Origin of the sequence: Iodobacter fluviatilis (assembly GCF_004194535.1) — a bacterium.
GTDB lineage: Bacteria > Pseudomonadota > Gammaproteobacteria > Burkholderiales > Chitinibacteraceae > Iodobacter > Iodobacter fluviatilis_A.
This window is the reverse complement of sequence record NZ_CP025781.1, coordinates 2,713,498-2,731,516: the sequence shown is the minus strand read 5'-3', so window position 1 is coordinate 2,731,516 and position 18,019 is coordinate 2,713,498. Positions and strand designations below refer to the sequence as shown.

At 45.9% G+C, this 18,019-nt stretch carries 16 protein-coding genes, 1 tRNA gene and 1 pseudogene; 4 read left to right on the top strand and 14 right to left on the bottom strand.

Annotated features, from left to right (window positions below; genetic code table 11):
• Positions 1–179: 179 nt before the first annotated feature.
• The 3 genes and pseudogenes from dxs to xseB form a co-directional block, all read right to left on the bottom strand.
• Positions 180–2,026: pseudogene (dxs, locus tag C1H71_RS12200) on the bottom strand (1-deoxy-D-xylulose-5-phosphate synthase).
• Positions 2,027–2,143: 117 nt separating this feature from the next.
• Positions 2,144–3,037, bottom strand: a complete 894-nt coding sequence (locus C1H71_RS12195) for a polyprenyl synthetase family protein (protein WP_130106783.1) — start codon at positions 3,035–3,037, stop codon at positions 2,144–2,146.
• Positions 3,038–3,208 carry an exodeoxyribonuclease VII small subunit gene (gene xseB, locus C1H71_RS21965; RefSeq protein WP_374704439.1) on the bottom strand — a complete coding sequence of 57 codons (171 nt, stop codon included), beginning with the start codon at positions 3,206–3,208 and terminating at the stop codon, positions 3,038–3,040.
• 318 nt (positions 3,209–3,526) lie between these two features.
• Between xseB and C1H71_RS12185 the strand changes: the two genes are divergently transcribed.
• Together C1H71_RS12185 and C1H71_RS12180 are read left to right on the top strand one after the other, a co-directional pair.
• On the top strand, positions 3,527–3,733 hold the full coding sequence (locus C1H71_RS12185; protein WP_130106782.1) for a hypothetical protein: 207 nt from the start codon (positions 3,527–3,529) through the stop codon (positions 3,731–3,733).
• Entirely contained in the window at positions 3,709–4,377 is a 669-nt protein-coding gene (locus C1H71_RS12180) for a beta-1,6-N-acetylglucosaminyltransferase (protein ID WP_130106781.1), read from the top strand. The genes C1H71_RS12185 and C1H71_RS12180 overlap by 25 nt, the downstream gene beginning before the upstream one ends.
• Before the next feature lie 146 nt (positions 4,378–4,523).
• Here C1H71_RS12180 and C1H71_RS12175 read toward each other — a convergent pair whose 3' ends face one another.
• The 7 genes from C1H71_RS12175 to C1H71_RS12145 form a co-directional block, all read right to left on the bottom strand.
• Positions 4,524–4,802 (bottom strand): hypothetical protein, encoded by a 279-nt coding sequence (locus C1H71_RS12175; protein WP_130106780.1) that lies wholly within the window; start codon positions 4,800–4,802, stop codon positions 4,524–4,526.
• A complete protein-coding gene (locus tag C1H71_RS12170; RefSeq protein ID WP_188053226.1) occupies positions 4,799–5,182 on the bottom strand; it encodes a phage holin family protein in 384 nt (127 codons plus the stop codon). Before C1H71_RS12170 ends, C1H71_RS12175 begins: the two co-directional genes overlap by 4 nt.
• Before the next feature lie 2 nt (positions 5,183–5,184).
• On the bottom strand, positions 5,185–5,484 hold the full coding sequence (locus tag C1H71_RS12165; protein WP_130106778.1) for a DUF883 family protein: 300 nt from the start codon (positions 5,482–5,484) through the stop codon (positions 5,185–5,187).
• A 224-nt stretch (positions 5,485–5,708) separates the two neighbouring features.
• On the bottom strand, positions 5,709–6,542 hold the full coding sequence (gene nadC / locus C1H71_RS12160; protein WP_130106777.1) for a carboxylating nicotinate-nucleotide diphosphorylase: 834 nt from the start codon (positions 6,540–6,542) through the stop codon (positions 5,709–5,711).
• Positions 6,543–6,597: 55 nt separating this feature from the next.
• Positions 6,598–7,953: a phosphomannomutase/phosphoglucomutase gene (locus C1H71_RS12155; protein WP_130106776.1), complete on the bottom strand. Its 1,356-nt coding sequence runs from the start codon at positions 7,951–7,953 to the stop codon at positions 6,598–6,600.
• A 12-nt stretch (positions 7,954–7,965) separates the two neighbouring features.
• On the bottom strand, positions 7,966–8,964 hold the full coding sequence (locus C1H71_RS12150) for a YheT family hydrolase (RefSeq protein WP_130106775.1): 999 nt from the start codon (positions 8,962–8,964) through the stop codon (positions 7,966–7,968).
• A 143-nt stretch (positions 8,965–9,107) separates the two neighbouring features.
• The gene (locus C1H71_RS12145; RefSeq protein WP_130106774.1) at positions 9,108–10,712 is read right to left on the bottom strand and encodes an ABC-F family ATPase; all 1,605 of its coding nucleotides are present in this window, start codon (positions 10,710–10,712) and stop codon (positions 9,108–9,110) included.
• Positions 10,713–11,438: 726 nt separating this feature from the next.
• Here C1H71_RS12145 and C1H71_RS12140 point away from each other — a divergent pair.
• The gene (locus C1H71_RS12140) at positions 11,439–12,965 is read left to right on the top strand and encodes a hypothetical protein (protein ID WP_130106773.1); all 1,527 of its coding nucleotides are present in this window, start codon (positions 11,439–11,441) and stop codon (positions 12,963–12,965) included.
• Positions 12,966–13,113: 148 nt separating this feature from the next.
• A tRNA-Ser gene (locus C1H71_RS12135) sits at positions 13,114–13,203 on the top strand.
• A gap of 154 nt (positions 13,204–13,357) precedes the next feature.
• Here the strand turns inward: C1H71_RS12135 and C1H71_RS12130 are convergent.
• From C1H71_RS12130 to gap, 4 genes are all read right to left on the bottom strand, one after another.
• Positions 13,358–14,359, bottom strand: coding sequence for a porin (locus C1H71_RS12130; RefSeq protein WP_130106772.1), 1,002 nt, complete (start codon positions 14,357–14,359; stop codon positions 13,358–13,360).
• A gap of 283 nt (positions 14,360–14,642) precedes the next feature.
• The gene (locus C1H71_RS12125; RefSeq protein ID WP_130106771.1) at positions 14,643–15,746 is read right to left on the bottom strand and encodes a porin; all 1,104 of its coding nucleotides are present in this window, start codon (positions 15,744–15,746) and stop codon (positions 14,643–14,645) included.
• Positions 15,747–16,336: 590 nt separating this feature from the next.
• Positions 16,337–16,876 (bottom strand): hypothetical protein, encoded by a 540-nt coding sequence (locus C1H71_RS12120; RefSeq protein WP_130106770.1) that lies wholly within the window; start codon positions 16,874–16,876, stop codon positions 16,337–16,339.
• A 112-nt stretch (positions 16,877–16,988) separates the two neighbouring features.
• A complete protein-coding gene (gene gap / locus C1H71_RS12115; RefSeq protein WP_130106769.1) occupies positions 16,989–18,005 on the bottom strand; it encodes a type I glyceraldehyde-3-phosphate dehydrogenase in 1,017 nt (338 codons plus the stop codon).
• Between the last annotated feature and the right edge of the window lie 14 nt (positions 18,006–18,019).

Here is an 18,019-nt window from a genome sequence, read left to right as displayed (position 1 = left end):
TTTCTTAGTCTAGGTTATTTAAAACCTTACTGAGGTTTATCTTATTTAAATAAAAATGAATCCCTGAAACACAGTATTTTTAGCCACTATTACCCACTTTAAACCGCTGATAGCATGGACTCATGCATATAAAAAAACGAGGCGATGCCTCGTTTTTTTAACGTAATCAAGCCACAGATTTAGATGGCCCAGCGCTCACGAATACTGGCTTCAATCCCTGCGGCATCTAAGCCACATTCTGCCCATTGCACCTGCTGCTCTGCATGCTCGATATAACGATCAGGAATCCCCAATTGCAGGCAGGGCTTAAAGTTATTCTGCGCCATCATGCTCTCTAATACTGCCGAACCTGCCCCCCCATGATCGAGCCTTCTTCCACCGTAACTAGGTAATCGTGGCTAGCGGCCAATTCAAGAATTAAAGCAGTATCAATGGGCTTCACAAAGCGCATATTCACCACGGAGGCATTCAGCGCCTCGCCAGCCTCTAAAGCTGCAGCAAGCACCGTACCAAACGCAAGGATAGCTATTTTACTGCCACGACGGCGAATTTCTGCACTGCCCATGGCAATAGCGATCATGGTGCTTTGCACCTCAACACCGGGGCCCGTGCCACGAGGGTAGCGCACCGCACTTGGCCCATCGTGTAAAAAAGCCGTATACAGCATCTGGCGGCATTCGTTTTCATCCGCAGGTGTCAGCACCACCATATTAGGGATACAACGCAAAAAGGAAATATCAAAAGACCCTGCGTGGGTTGGGCCATCCGCCCCCACTTGGCCAGCACGGTCAATCGCAAACACCACGGGTAGATTTTGAATCGCTACATCGTGAATCAACTGATCATAAGCGCGCTGCAAGAAAGTTGAATAGATCGCCACCACCGGCTTAAAACCTTCACAAGCCAAACCAGCAGCAAAGGTCACCGCGTGTTGCTCAGCAATGCCCACATCAAAATAGCGCTCAGGGTTTTCTTGCTCAAAGCGCACTAGGCCCGAGCCTTCGCGCATGGCAGGCGTGATGCCAAGCAAACGCTTATCCATTTTGGCCATATCGCATAGCCAATCACCAAAAACCTTGGTGTAGCTGACTTTAGTGGCTTTAGCGCCCAACATGCCGTCTTCTTTTGCAAACGGGGTAACCGCATGGTATTTCACCGGATCGGCAACGGCTTTTTTATAGCCCTCGCCCTTACGCGTTACCACGTGCAGAAACTGTGGGCCTTTTAGCTGCTTGATGTTCGCTAGTGTTGTGACCAGCGTATCTAAATCATGGCCATCAATGGGGCCAATATAATTAAACCCAAACTGCTCAAACATCGTGCCCGGCGTAAGCATGCCTTTGACGTGTTCTTCACCTTTTTTGGCAAGTTCTTTCAAAGGCGGTACAACATCTAGCACGCGGCCCGAGGCACTGCGAATACCGTTGTAAAACTTACTGGAAAGCAATTTAGACAGGTAATTAGTAAGCGCACCTACATTTGGTGAGATCGACATTTCATTGTCGTTCAGCACCACCAGTAAATTCACCTCACGATCACCCGCATTATTAAGCGCTTCAAAAGCTTGACCAGCCGTCATTGCCCCATCACCAATCACAGCAATAGCATGGCGATCCTCACCCTTTAGCTTAGCCGCTTCAGCAAAACCTAATGCCGCAGCAATTGAGGTGCTGGAATGACCCACACCAAAAGTATCGTATTCGCTTTCTTCGCGCTTAGGAAAAGCGGCCAAGCCATGCTGCTTACGCATGGTATGCATGCGCTGGCGACGGCCGGTGAGGATTTTATGCGGATAGCTTTGATGGCCAACATCCCAAACCAAGCGGTCATATGGCGTGTTAAACACGTAATGCAAGGCCACCGTCAGCTCGATAGCGCCTAAATTAGAGGCAAAATGGCCGCCCGTCTGGCTGACTGAATCGAGTAAGCAACTACGTAATTCATTGGCCAGTTGTGGCAAATCATCTCGGGCAAGCTTTTTTAGCTCGGCTGGACAGGAAACCATATCAAGTAAGGGATAACTCATCTCAAGCTTCTTCATTTTTAATGCGTTCCACTTTAAAACTGACCAGCAGACGCTGTTATGGGCTGTGGCAGGCTGTTCTTTACGCGTTTTTTAAGCGCAATGACTCTTGGGATGCGCCTAACTTGAGCGCTCCACAATAAAATCGGCCAACATAACAAGGTGGCGCGCTTTTTCACCAAAAGGTGCAATCATCGCTAATGCATCGGCCTTTAGCTCAGCCGCTTTCTCTTTTGCAGCGGCTAAACCCAATAAAGAAACATAGGTTGGCTTATTATTGGCCGCATCTTTGCCCGCTGTTTTACCCAAAGTTGCCGAATCTGCTTCTTCATCCAAGATATCATCAACCACTTGAAACGCTAGCCCAATGCATCGCGCGTAGTAATCTAAGCGATGTCTATCCTCATCACTGATCGCTTCGCCACAATAAGAGCCCAATAGCACGGCGGCCCGAATCAAAGCACCGGTTTTTAAGCCGTGCATTCGTTCTAGCTCGGTCAAGCTCAAGGCTTGCCCCACGCTATAAAGATCAATCCCCTGTCCACCACACATGCCTAAGCTGCCTGAAGCACGGGCTAAGATATTCACCATGGTGAGTTGGTGGCTCGCCGAATCGGCAAGGGTATGCATGGAAAGTAAATCAAAGGCCAACGTCTGCAGTGCATCCCCAGCCAATAAAGCCGATGCCTCACCAAAAGCCACATGGCAGGTAGGCTTACCACGGCGCAACACATCGTTATCCATGGCGGGCATATCGTCATGCACAAGGGAATAAGCGTGGATAAGCTCCACTGCAGCTCCCACATATTGCAAACGCTCAAAAGGTGCATTAACAACCGCACCAGCGGCAAACACCAATAATGGACGAACACGCTTACCACCATCCAACACAGAGTAACGCATCGCGGTATGCAGCTGGGCAGGAATAGCATCTTGTGCGGGCAGAACAGCCGAGAGGGCTTGTTCCATCTGGGACTGAACGCCTTGCATCCAGAGATTAAATTCTAAAGTCATTTATGCATTATCCGCAGGGAAGGGCTTGAGTTCTGCACCTTCAAGCACTCGAATACGTTGTTCGGCGTCTGCCAAGCGGCTTTCGCAAAATTGTAGTAATTCTGTGCCGCGCTTGTACGTAGTTAGAGCAGTTTCTAGCGGCAAATTGCCCGCTTCCATTTCAGCAATCAAGCTCTCCAACTCTTGGAGGCCTACTTCAAAGCTCTCGGGGGTTTAGTTGCTTTCGGCATGTGCTAAATTTCCCGAATAAAGTTGTAAACGATAGTCCTCAGAGACTACCCAGTCAATCTTGATAATAACGCTCACCCAAGCCCACTTCGCCCATTAAAGATCAGCGAACCGCCATTCATACAGCAATTTATAGGTAAGGGAGCGGCAAAAGCCTTTAATTCTTACAGTAGTCAATACAAACTGCGCCAATTTTACCTCAAAAATTATTTATAAAATATTCGAGTTAGAATAAAGCGCTATTTATTTATGGTTATCTCAATGCGAATTGCCTACTTGATCCTTTGCCACGCCCATCCAGAGCAATTAGGCAGGCTTTGCCAGCAGCTACACCACCGTGATGCCCACATTTATATTCATGTGGATGGCAATACCGCCGATCAAACTGTGCAGGCCATGCAGGCCAATGTACCCAGTGGGGCTCAGTTTATTCACCGGCAAGCTTGCCGCTGGGGGGATTTTCATTAGTCAGTGCCAGCCTTGAGCTCATTAAAGCCGCACTGAAAGATGGTTGTGATTATTTAGTTTTGCTTTCTGCCCAAGATTTTCCACTTAAAACACATGAGCAAATTGTGGCTAAACTCAGCGGGCACGCTGGTTTTATTGAGTTTCTCCGACAGCCAGATCCCCATTTTGATATCCGTTATCGCTATCAAAGCTATCACCCTGAACGACTTAATGGCCGTTTGGCTGGCAAGTTATTGCAAAAAATACTGCGACCTTTAAACCGACTCGGTTTATTCAAGCGCCCACTACCCGCACCTTTAAAAGCAATTTATTCTGGCTCGCAATGGTGGTGCTTATCGGCAAATGCCTGCCAAACACTACTTGATTATTGCGAAATTTATCCAGAGTTAATTCGCTTTTTTCGCCACACATTGGTACCGGACGAAATGTTTGTGCAAAGCGTGTTAATGCACACGCCATTGGCAGATGTGCTGATTAATGATTCTTTGCACTATTTAGAATGGGAAACCGGGGCTTGGTCACCGCGTGTGTTTGAAATAAGCGATCTGCCGCGCTTACAAACTAGCCCCGCACTTTTTGCCAGAAAATTCTCTGCTAATGGCGAATTAAGCGAGCAACTCAAACAGTATTTAAGCCCTATATAATCAAAAATTTATTAAATAAGTCATGCACAATTGACATGTGATTTTTCACGATCATCGACGCATGATCAATCAAGCCCAAACCCCGCAAAAATTACCGCAAGCCACCTAAGCAAAAAGCCCCAATGATGCAGATCTGGGGGCTTTGCTTAGCGACGTTTTTTGATAATAAATCGAGCTATTTGCAATAAGCCCATGCCAATCGTAAGATGCTTTTTCCATCCTTCAGTGCGTAAAGCGAGCCTTGCTAATTTAAGCCAGCCTAAGATTCCTGATTGAGGCTGACTCATGGCTAAACCCTCTTGCAGCATATTCATAGGCTGGGCCAAAGATCTTAATTCTTGCCTCAGCGCTTGCCTCAGCGCTTGGCGCTGCTGCTCTGCTTTTAACTGCAAAAATTGCTTACGATAGAAGCGCGCTAGTTTCATGCTTCATCCTCAGCACTTTGCCGCAGTAAGGCCTTGCGATCCCTCACCAGCTCCGCGCACGTCGCTGGAAATAAATCCGCAGCATGCTTTAAGCGATAACGCAGCCAACATAGGCAAACCAAGGCACCACCGCCGTAAACCAGCATTAACCCTGACGCGACTACAATCCGATGACTATCCCAAAAAATAATCAACAGTAGCACCGCAGCAAGGGCAAGGCTTAAACCACCCAAGACTGCCGCCAGTATGCCTAAAATTAAATGCCCCAGAAAACGCTGCAAAGCATCTTGCAGCTCTAAACCCAGTAGCTCTAGATGCGTACTTGCTAAGCCCACAGCCTGCGCTAAAACACGCCGGACACCTGCAAAATAGGGAGACACGATTAGCGGCGCGAGATCAGCATGCCTACCAATGCACCCACCGCAGCAGCCACGCCAATGGCTTGCCAAGGATGATCGTGGACATATTCATCCGTTACTTTTGCGGCTTGCTTAGCCTTTGCTACCGCCACTTGTTCAACTTCAACTAAACGTGTTTTAGCCGAACGCAAACGCTCAACGGCACGCGCGTACAATGCCTCTGCATCTTTGCCGCCTGCTTGCGAGGCCTCTACCAAGAGCTGCTCAGCTTCTTGTAAAATGTCTTGGGATTGGTCGAGTAAAGTTTCACTTTTGGTATTCATAAGAAATGCTCCTTAGAACTACGTGAGAAAAAAACTGACACTACATTGGATTACTTTAAATAGAAAAAGCTCCATGTACTTGCAACACATGACAACCATAGCAAATAAACATCATCCACGACATCTACAAAAATTACGAATAAATGCAGCGAACCTTATATTAATAAAAAAGCATTAATAAATAATTTCATCGTACAAATTATTTTATTTATCATGAATAAAAATCAAGCAAAACGCATTGATAAATCTATTGCTTGAATATCTTTCGTTAATTTACCAATTGAAATTCTATGCACACCCGTCTCTGCGATCTCGCGCACCGTGCTCTCATCCACGCCACCCGAGGCTTCTAACACAGCACTCTGCCCAGCCAAAGCCACCGCCGCACGCAGATCCGTTAAGTTCATATTATCTAACAACACTGAAACAGCCCCTGCGTGCAAAGCCTGTTCTAGCTCATGGATGGTTTCTACTTCAATTTGAATAGTGACATCCGCCGGAGCCAACTTTGCCGCAGCAGCTAAAGCAGCAGAAATACTGCCCGCCGCCATAATATGGTTTTCTTTAATTAAAATGCCATCATACAAACCAATCCGCTGATTTAAGCCCCCGCCCACTGTTACCGCATATTTTTGCGCCAATCTGAGCCCAGGGATTGTTTTACGTGTGTCATGAATCTTGGCCGAGGTGTGTGCTACTAAATCCACATAACGGCGCGTCTCAGTAGCCACCGCGGAGAGGGTTTGTAAATAATTAAGCGCACTACGCTCGGCAGTGAGTAAGCTACGAGCGGGGCCAAGAATAAGACAGAGCACTTGATCTGCCTCGACACACTCTCCTTCTTTTACCATCCACTGCACTTGCACTTCATCATCCACTTGGCGAAAAACTTCATCAAACCAAGCCTGCCCGCACAGCACCGCGCTCTGCCTTGCTATCACCGTGGCACTACTTTGGGTATCTGGGGCAATCAGCATGGCTGTCCAATCACAGCGACCAATGTCTTCCTGTAAAGCGGCAGCCACTTGAGAGGCGATAAGGTGTGGAGCAGGAATCATTGTTTTTCCAATCGTGGTTCAATGTAGGATATTTTATTAAAAATTGAGCAAAACATTATGGCATTAAAGGGGGCAACTGCAGCGGCGCGATGGCCGCGGCTAATTCGGCGCGAATTCTTGCTAAGCCCAGCGCAGTTTGCGATTCCATTCTTAGCGTTAATACCGGTGTGGTGTTTGAGGCACGAATCAAGCCAAAACCATCGGCGTATTCAATCCGTAAACCATCAATCGCAAAAATACGTAGGGCTAAGGGAAACACTGCTTTTTTAGCAATTTCTGCCACCAATTGATGGCCATCTTGCGCTAATGCCACTTGTAATTCTGGCGTAACGAGCGATCTAGGTAATATTTGCAGGGCCTCTGATAAATCTTGCTCTGCCATCATTTGTAAACATTTTGCCCCAGCAAACAGGGCATCATCATCAGGCCAATCATTAAAGGCAAAATGCCCAGACAACTCACCAGCCACCAGTGCCTGAGTTGATTGCAAATGGCGCTTCATATGCCCGTGGCCAGTTGGGATCGCCTCGCAGCTACCGCCTTTGCTCCTTACCCAAGCTGCAATCAGGCCGCTGGATTTTACATCGTAAAGAATGTGCCCAGGCTGCTTGGCTAGAGCGGCAGCAGCAAATAGCATTAATAACCTATCCCCTGCAATGCTCTCACCATCCCGTGTCACCACGCCTAAACGATCCCCGTCACCATCAAACGCCAAGCCCAGATCTGCAGCATGTGCCACGACGGCCCGCTTTAAATCAGCTAGGTTTTCTTCTACCTGAGGATCCGGATGGTGATGAGGGAAAGCACCATCCACCTGACAGTACAACTCAATCACCTCACAGCCCAAGGCGCGATATAAAGCAGGAGCAAACGCGCCTGGCACGCCATTCCCACAATCCACCACCACCTTAAAAGGCCGTTGTAGTGAAACAGCCGCCACCACAGCAGCGTAATAAGCTTGGCTAATATCTAAGGGCTGAACCTGACCTTGCCCTACAATAAAATCATCGTTTTCTATACGCAGGCGTAAAGCTTGCAAAGCCTCGCCATCAATGGTTTCACCGGCCAACGTCATTTTAATGCCGTTATAATCACTCGGATTATGGCTACCGGTAATCATTACACCAGAGCCATCACTATACTGACGCGCCGCAAAATACAGCAAGGGGGTAGCTGCCAAGCCCATATCCAGCACCGTGATCCCACTAGCAACGAGGGCATCAATTAAAGCGCTTGCTAAGGCCGGGCTAGAAAAGCGGCCATCTCTTGCCACCGCAATTTGCTGTACTCCCCGTGCATGCGCTTCCGCCCCCAGTGCCCGCCCAACAAAATGGGCCACTTCAGGGGTAAGCAATGAGGTTTGAGCACGAATATCGTAAGCTTTAAACAGACCATGAGCTAAGACGGGCACAATCAAATCCCTTTAACGAGGCAACGGTAAATGGTACTGAAAAAAATGATGCAATGTGTGCGGTAACCATTGCAATTGCCCAGGAATAGCACCAGACACAAAGCCAACGTGTCCCCCTTCCAAGGTGTGCAATAAGGTAACGCTATTTGATACTCCTGCCGGCAAAGGCAAAGATTCAAACGGCACAAAGGGATCATTTTTTGCATTAATAATTAAGCTGGGTAAGCGGATCAAAGGCAAAAAAGGCTTACTACTGGCTTCTTGCCAATAATGCTCTACGCTTTTAAAACCATGTATCGGTGCGGTCAATAAATCATCAAACGCTCTAAGCGTATTTACACGACGTAAACCTTCTTGATCTAAGAAAGGATTATCGACAAGCTTCAGCTTAGCAAAGGTCTTCTTGCGTAAGCTGCGTAAAAATTCACGCGTGTACACGCGGCGGTTAAAGCCTTGATCAAGCGACTCGCTCGTCGCCGCTAAATCGATTGGGGCACAGACCGCAGCAGCTGCATCAATCACTGCTACCGCTGCATCTCCTTGCTCACCCAGCCACTTTAATAAAGCATTGCCACCCAGCGATACACCAACGGCAAAAATAGGCACACCTGGATTTTGAGCGCGAATCTGGCATAGTACCCAATCAATTTCGGCAGAATCCCCTGCGTGATAGGCCCTAGGCAGGCGATTGAGCACATTGCCACAGGAGCGAAAATGCGGCACTACACCACGCCAACCAAGCGAATACAGGTAATCGAATAAAGAGGTAGCGTAATGGCTGCGCGAACTGCCCTCTAATCCATGAAACAACACCACCAACGGCGTGCCAGCACCGCCATCCAGACAATCCACGACAATCGAATCTAAATCAGGTGTAATCCACGATTCTCGCCGATAAGCAGGCGTTTTTTTCCACATTAAGGTGGCAGGATAAAGCGTCTGCGCATGCCCGCCAGGTAGCCAGAAAGGTGCTAGATACTCGGTGGCTTTAAAGGGGGTAGCACGAGACATAGCGATTCGCAGCCAAAATAAAATAGAGGGGCGAATAATCGCCCCTCTATTTTACTACAATCACTTACACACTACGTCAATTAAATACTTGCAATAGTACAAGCGCGCTTGCGTTCTCAGCTTTAGCTTATTGAAGCCTCTGCTTAATCTAAACCACGGCTAGCCAAATAGTCTTCGTAACCGCCCACATAGTAATTGTATGTTCCATCACCATTCAGCTCTAGGATTTGCGTCGCCAGCGAGCTTACAAAAATTCGGTCATGCGATACAAATAGCAAAGTACCTTTATATAAATCCAAAGCTAAGTTTAAGGACTCGATCGACTCCATATCCATATGGTTAGTCGGCTCATCCATAATTAATACATTCGGTGTTTCTAAGATCAGCTTACCGTACAGCATGCGGCCTTTTTCACCACCAGATAGCACCTTAACTGATTTCTTAACATCATCACCACTAAATAACAGACGCCCTAAAATACCTCGGATGACCTGATCATCCGTGCCTGGCTGGCTCCACTGCTTAACCCAATCAAACAGCGTAATGTCTTCTTCAAAATCAGCTTCATGATCCTGTGCAAAGTAACCCAGCTGGGCTTTTTCGGCCCACTTAATCTTGCCACTATCTGGATTAATTACATCCATCAAAAGCTTCACTAGCGTGGATTTACCCACACCGTTACCACCAATCACGGCAATCTTTTGACCTGCTTCTAAAATCAGATCCAAATTTTGAATCAAAGGCTTATCGAAAGACTTAGACACACCAGCAAGCTCTACAGCCTGGCGGTGTAACTTGGATTTTTCATCAACCTCAAAGCGGATGTAAGGGTTCTGACGGCTAGAGGGCTTCACCTCAACCATCGCTTCCTTAATTTTATCTGCCAGTTTCAGGCGGCTTGTAGCCTGACGCGCTTTAGATTTATTTGCCGAGAATCGTGCAGCAAAAGAATTTAACTCGGCCACTTTTTCTTTAGCCTTTGCGTTGTCTGTTAGCAAGCGATCACGCGCTTGCGTAGAAGCAATCATATAATCATCGTAAGTGCCTGGGTAAATACGAATTTCGCGGAAATCAACGTCAGCAACGTGAGTACACACTTGATTTAAAAAGTGGCGATCATGGGAAATAATAATCATGGTGGAATCGCGTTCATTCAGCGCATCTTCCAACCAACGAATTGTGTTGATATCCAAGTTATTGGTTGGCTCATCCAGCAGCAGTACTTCTGGGTTAGAAAACAAGGCTTGTGCCAGCAAGACACGTAGCTTCCAACCCGGCGCTACATCGCTCATTGGGCCAACGTGCTGCTCAATAGGAATCCCAGCCCCCAGCAATAGAGCACCAGCGCGCGCTTCAGCAGTGTAACCATCGTACTCGGCCACTTTGCCTTCTAAATCAGCCGCGCGCATATAATCGTCTTCGGTGGCTTCTAAATTGGCATAAATTGCATCGCGCTCGGCCAGCACCGCCCATAGCTCAGTATGCCCTTGCATCACAACATCAATCACGCGGCAATCTTCAAAAGCAAACTGATCTTGCTTAAGCTTACCCAGGCGAACACCAGGCTCTAGACTTACATTGCCAGCAGTAGGCTCTAAATCACCACCTAAAATTTTCATAAAAGTGGATTTACCACAACCGTTTGCGCCAATCAAGCCATAACGATTACCGTCACCAAACTTAACTGAAACCCTTTCAAATAAAGGTTTCGCGCCAAATTGCATTGTAATATTTGCAGTACTAATCATGGTTTGTTTGCCCTATTGCTACCCAGATACATCGTTGTATTCTTTAAAAGAAACGGTCATTGACCTGCGCAGCGCGCAAGCTCATCGTTTCATCACTGATAAAAACTAAAAATTTCCCCGCCCGATCGCGGGTTGGCTTCTACACCGCAGCTTGTCATAAAACACCAATCCTAGCTAAGGATGACTGTTAAGCCCTAAACTAAGCGAGGATCGTTCTTTACCCATAGTAAATTTGATTTTAGCTACGTTTTTTCTTTTAACGATGCCAAACATCATTAAAAGTAAGAATATTGACTCTGCCCGCGCGATTTGAATTCACACTACGCCAACACAAAGCGGCTGATTTTATCACACCGTAGCGCCACTATGCCCTTGCCTCACAGCAGAGGGTTTTAGTTTGCTATTTTTGTAGAAAAAGAAGCGAGTTGAAGTGCTGTAAATCTAAGCAATCCGCCCTTTAATGACAGCGGCCCAGCAACCGCTTGACTATACTCTGACGAAGAAAATTCAAAACGAGGCGCTGCTTTGTTTTTTACACCACACACTTCTTTGATTTTAAATTACACAAAGCGTAAAGAATATATAATCAAAATTTGGTTAGATTAAATTATTACGCCCATTGATTATTAATCATTTTATAACACTGCTGTAAACTGTAATACCTTACTTGTAATACATAACTAGACGCTTTACTCTCAAAACGAATTAGTATCATTGGGTAAAATAATGATGTTTGATATAAAAGGCCTAGTAAACTCACTCTTTCGCCCCACTACACAAGAAGGCGTATTTGATCTTAAATCAGCAACGATCTTTATGGATGAGCTGCCAGAAAGCGATATTTTACAAGCCCAGATAGAAATCGTAAAAGCGTTACAACAGCTTAATCAAAATCCACAAATTAGTAGCAACGAGCTATTCAAAACTATCCCTTATCTTGACGAAAAAGCTGGACCATTACAAAGCCATTTACTCGATATTTACCACGGACGGATTATCGAAGAAGGCATTTCTCCTCACCAAGTCCTGCCTACTGTATTATCATTCTGGCAAGAAATGGCCACAGGCTACCTAATTGGCATCAAGCTAGCCAGTCAAAAAGTTGGTCGAACCCAAGATAAAAAGCTACAGTTATTCACCTTAAGAGCCATCGAGCTTTTTGCGACTCAAGCACGCTACGCTTATATGCGTCATCTGGATTTAGACAACCATATCTGGCGAAATCTTAATCGCCTGTATCATTTTTCCGAGCAAAACAATTTCGCAAAAACACCACAAATTACTTACAGCAGCAGTGAACCATCAAATATTCAAGATCATTATATTCAAACGCTCATGTTATCGCTCGCGAACCCTGACAAAGTTCAATCTAGCCAAATCAACTTGATTGCGACTTGGCTAAAAAAATGGAGCGCGCTTATTGAGCTTGAGCCAGAGCTAAAACCACAAAAGCACTTATTTGCAATAAATATCACCGGAACCGGCAAGCCCAAACGTATACGTCGAGATATGGTTGGCGAAAACTGGCGCTATTGGACAACCACTCCCATTGCAGAGCATATAAACCAGCTTATTCAACAGCTAAACCAAGGCCAATCCGCTGCATCCCTTGGCTTGCCAGAAGAAACATCCTCGCCTGCCAATTTAGACCTATTGCAAACGCTTAGTAATCTTTGGTCACGAGATTCGCTAACTCCAGTAAGACAACATGAAAGGCAAAACAATACAAAATCGATTCATGTTATTACCGGGATACAAAAAATAATCCCGTTTATCACACAGCAAACCACAGCAAGCAGCGCAGACCTTTTAGAGGCACAAAAATGGGAGCTAGCAGACGCAAGCGCGGGTGGATTTGGCTTGAATTATCACAGTGACACGCCATTGGAGGTCGGCGAGTTTCTGGGGCTAGCTAATATTGGCCAACACCCATTTACCATTGGTATAGTGCGCCGAGTGAATCGCAGCCAAAAAGGCATTATGAGTATCGGCGTAGAAACACTCACTCAAAACCCTGTAATCGTTAGCCTCTCCCCTTTACTAACAGAAGAGAGATTCCAGTGCATTTACGCGCCAGAAGGGCCAAGCACCAACCCCGCACGCTTTCTGATTATCCCTAGCGCTGTTTTTGCCGAGAACCAAGAATACAAATTCACCGCACAAGAAAAATCCTACCGCATTCGCTTATCCCCAGCGATGGAGCATACAGAGCAATGTGTGTTAGCTAAGTTTGCGGTGCTTGAGAAACTCTAAAAGACTTGGGTGCAGTGATTAATCAGCGCGTTGTGTAGAATTTCTAAGCGTTTGCAAAAAAAAAACGTTATCTCATTCAAATAGTTTACACAAGCCTAGAAAAGCTGCTAGAATGCGTTCCTGTCTGAGTCGCAAGACAAAGATGAAAGGAAGTGTGGCCGAGTGGTTTAAGGCAGCAGTCTTGAAAACTGCCGAGGATGCAAGTCCTCCGTGGGTTCGAATCCGACCGCTTCCGCCAGGATTCAAAAATAAAGCCCCTGATAAAAATCAGGGGCTTTATGCGTTTATAGCAACGAAAAACACTTCCCCCCAGCCTCCCTTTGCACCCAAATAACAAACGCAAAAAACCCCACCTAAGCGGGGTTTTAATTTCGTTTAAATGACTTAAACGATTAGAAACCTGTCCATGTACCAACAAGCAGACGTTGCATGCTGTCTTTGGTACCAGCAATACCTTGGTTTTGCGTTACAAAGCCAACAGGGCTCTTACCTGCATCACCCAGTTTGATATAACGATACTGAACAAATGCCATCGTATTTTTAGATACGTTGTAACCAAGCTGTGCACTCAGCTGATCAGCTTTTTTATCGCCGCCACCGCTATCCTTGATATTAGTCCAACCCGCGTTCAGAGACAGCTTGTCATTGAAGTTGTAACCAACTTTACCGTGGATCGCATCTTCTTTGATATCTGTCATGCCAAACTTGTCATGCGCCCAATCCAGAGACAAAGTCAAAGCACCAAAAGTACCACGGCCACCCAAGAAGAATGTACTGTCGTACTCAGCACCTTTTTTAGCGGCTAAATAAGAAGCATCAACATGGAAAGCGCCAATATTTGCGCCACCACCTAACTCATAGCCTTGTGAGCCATTTTTCTTATCGGTAAAACCATTGCCCAAATCAGCAGATGCAAATACGTTTACAGCGCCGAAAGAGCCTTCATAAGCAACGGCGTTATCCCAGAATGCCGCTTCAGTAACACCACGGTCTTGCCCAGCGTTACCCGAACCGTCTGTCAGGTAAGGCCAATCTTTTTGCAGGTAAGTTGCTTGGAACATACGACCAAATTTAACAGAACCCAAACCACTCTTAACGCCGATATAAGCTTCACGAGTACCAAATGCAGCAGGGCCAGTAGCTTTATCGCTACCGCCAGGACCTGGCTTTTGCGAAATGCGCCAGATAGTGGACATACCGTTATCCCACTTATCCACACCATCAAAATTCAGAATAACGGGTGCATCAATAGCAAACTTACCCTTACCATCAGCCGTTTGATTGCTGTAGTACATTACATTCAGTTCTGCTGAACCGCTAATAGTGACTTCAGCATAAGCAGAAGCGGAGCAAGCAGCTGCAACAGCAGCCACAATCAGAGCACGTTTAAACATAATTCATCTCTCCTAAAGGCGAATTTGATTTTTTTAACTTCAGTACATCAAGGCATATATTGCTTGTGTTACGAAACAAGAATACTCAATAGGTACAAACCCACGCAATATTGCGTCGTATATCTGCAACATTGTGTGGCCCAAACGCAACACCGATTGGCTATAAGTGGCGCAGATGCTGGCACGCACAAAAAAACGCCACGATTTGCATCATGGCGTTTTTTAAGTGGCTAAGCGTTCAACCGACGTATTGCCGGTGTCTTGCTTATGAGCAGGTTCTAAATTAGAACGCTGTCCATGTACCTACCATCAGACGTGTTGCGTTTTTCTTGTCTGAACCGATAGCAAAACCATCAAGCTGTGAAGCACCTGTCATTACGCTAGCTTTGCCCGCTGTATCCAACATGTGGTGACGAACTTGAGCAAATGCAACAGTGTTCTTAGACAGTGTGTAGTTGTACTGAGCGTTAAGAACGTTCATGCCGTTATCAACTTTTGTGCCATCAGTCTTGCTGTCTTGCACACGTTGATAACCAAGGTTGAAGTTGTTTTTGCCCATAGTGTAACCAGCAGCAACCAAGAATTGGTCAACTGTAGTTTTTTGGCCAGCTACAGCCAAATCAACAGCGCCATTCCATTCGTTACGCTTGTAACCAGCAGCTAAATCAAACGCGCCAGTCTTGTACTTCGCATCGATATTGTAAGTACGCAGTTTGTTTTCTGCATTAGTACCTACAGTGAAGTCACCTGAGTTTCCCCAGCCCTTACCATTGGCACCGAATGTACCAGCTTCAGATGAAGCGCTCTTGCCATTCTTAGCTTCAGCAGCACCAGCAGCAACATTAAAGCCGTAGCCAGTGTAGTTTGCTGTCAATTCCATAGCGCGGGCTGAGTTACGGCCGTTACCTAGATCGTATTGACCAGCAAAGCTAAAGCCGCTGAATTTAGGAGAGAAGTAGCTTACGCCGTTCGCGTATTGAACTTGTTGTGAACCAAAGTCAGCCCACAAGTTGCCTGAACCATTGTTCGCGAAACCATCCATTTCAAGGTATTGGTTAGAGAACTGGTTACCGAAGCGAACTTCACCAAACTTAGTTTCGTAACCGATCCAAGCTTCACGTTGACCGAAGCTATCGTAACGACCTGGAGTTGCTACTTTTTGCGCCAGACGCCATTTCAGCGTATCGCCAGTATCAAGCTTATCTGTACCGTCGATGTTTACGATAACTGCAATTTCTTCAGCAACTTTGCCCTTACCATTTGTACCAGCTTGGTTAGTCTTGTACATCAAGTCCATTTCAGCAGAACCGCTGATAGTTACGTCAGCGAATGCAGGAGCTGCAAACATTGCGGATACGGCAGTAGCGATAAGAACGCGCTTAAACATACTGAGATTCCTTTATCTTGGTTGAGCCACGAATTCACTGTGTGAATTCGGATTCATATGATTTTAAATGGATTACCTTGCAGCGCTTTACTTAAAGCTAATTCATCAATACGAATCCACTTATAAATAAATATGCGTACTAGGTGCTCCGAAGCCCATATATAAACACAGCGATTAATTTTGTTCTGCTGTAAAAATACCAAACCCTTATAAGTAAAAATACCAACAAACAAAAAACCCAAATACACTAAGCAATAAACATTATTTTTAATAAACAGGCGCGATATACGTTAATTTAAAAAAAATATCTAATAATAAAAAACACAAAATAAAACAAAAATTACCAAAACAAATTACTTAAATGGTGATATGTACTACAAGGTATTTATACTAAAACATTAGAAATACTTACAGCAAACTCTTACGGTATAAATAAAAAACAAAGCCAATAAATTCATTTGGCATTTTAATTGGTACTTTAAAACAATTAGCCTCTACACCAAAAAAAGAGCTGATGTTGCTGATCTGCAACATCTAATAGCCTCAAAAGAGAAACAAATAAATTCCATCACACCTCCAGGGGTTTATCCCTAGCTGCCGTAATCATCCCCAAACACATCAAAATCAGAACTCGCCGCTAGCAGCCTGTCGAACTTAAACGATCGTAGCGAGGGAAAGACCGGTTTGAGACAGATTTCGCGGGCTTTTGAGGCGAATAGCTGGCTATTCAACGAGAAAATGCGTGAAATATGGCAAAATCCGGCTTTTCCGTAGTCGATCAGTCTTAAGTCCGACAGCCCGCTAGGGTCTGTTGACGTTTTATTCGCCATTGCGCTGAGCCGGAAAACGACCTGGCACAAAGCATGTGACGAAGGCAATAACGGGTTATTGTCGAGGAGCATCACGCAGTGAATGGCCATTTTCCGGCTCAGCCCTTCGGGTTTAGCCCCTTTTTGGGGCTGAACGAAAGTTAAAAATCGCTCATGGTGCTCGTACCATGTCGCCATTTTCTCCTTGTTCAGCCCCAAATCGGGGCCAAACGCAGCCGTGAATGAAACGTCAACAGAACCTAGGCTTAAGTGAGCGACACAAACCCATCCCACGGCAGGATACTGTGGAATATAAAACAATCACACACGATGCTTTGAGTGCTCAGTGCAGTCTTATTGCATGATGCAAAAATAGTGGGCAAAAAAATACCCACATCGCTGTGGGCACTTTTTTACAAGCAATAATGGACGCTTATTTTGCGTTCCACAAAGCCTTAGTGGTATCTAGCATACGGTTGGAGAAGCCCCACTCGTTGTCGTACCAAGACAGAACTTTCACCAAAGTACCACCGGAAACCTTAGTTTGCGATGCTTCATAAGTAGAAGAAGCGGGGTCATGGTTGAAGTCAATCGACACTAAAGGCAGGTCGTTGTAGTTCAACACGCCTTTTAGTGAGCCTTCCGACGCTTCTTTCATGATTTGGTTAATTTCTTCAACCGTTGTTTCACGCGCAGCGGTGAATGTCAGGTCAACCAAAGACACATTGATCGTTGGTACGCGCACAGCAAAACCATCCAGCTTGCCTTTTAATTCTGGCAATACCAAGGCCACAGCCGCCGCAGCGCCGGTCTTAGTAGGGATCATAGAATGAGTTGCTGAACGAGCACGACGTAGATCTTCATGATAAACATCAGTCAGAACTTGGTCGTTGGTGTAGCTATGAATCGTGGTCATCAAACCAGAAACTAGGCCAATTTTATCGTTCAAAGGCTTAACCAAAGGCGCTAAGCAATTGGTTGTGCATGATGCATTTGAAATAACAGTGTCTGTTGATTTCAGTGTGTCATGGTTTACGCCAAACACGATGGTTGCATCTACATCGCTGCCACCAGGAGCGGAGATGATGACTTTTTTCGCGCCAGCAGTAATGTGCGCAGAAGCCTTTGCTTTACTAGCAAAAAAGCCAGTACATTCCATCACGACATCCACGCCGATCTCTTTCCATGGCAAATCAGCGGGGTTACGCTGAGCGCAAACGCGAATTTTATCGCCATTTACGATCATAAAATCGCCATCTACCGATACTTTGCCAGCAAATTTACCGTGCACAGTATCGTATTGTGTTAAGTGAGCGTTGGTTTTAGCATCGCCCAGATCGTTAATTGCCACAATTTGGAATTCATCAGTACGGCCAGACTCATACAAAGCGCGCAGTACATTGCGACCGATACGACCGTAGCCGTTAATTGCGATACGAATTGCTGCCATTGCCTGGTGCTCCT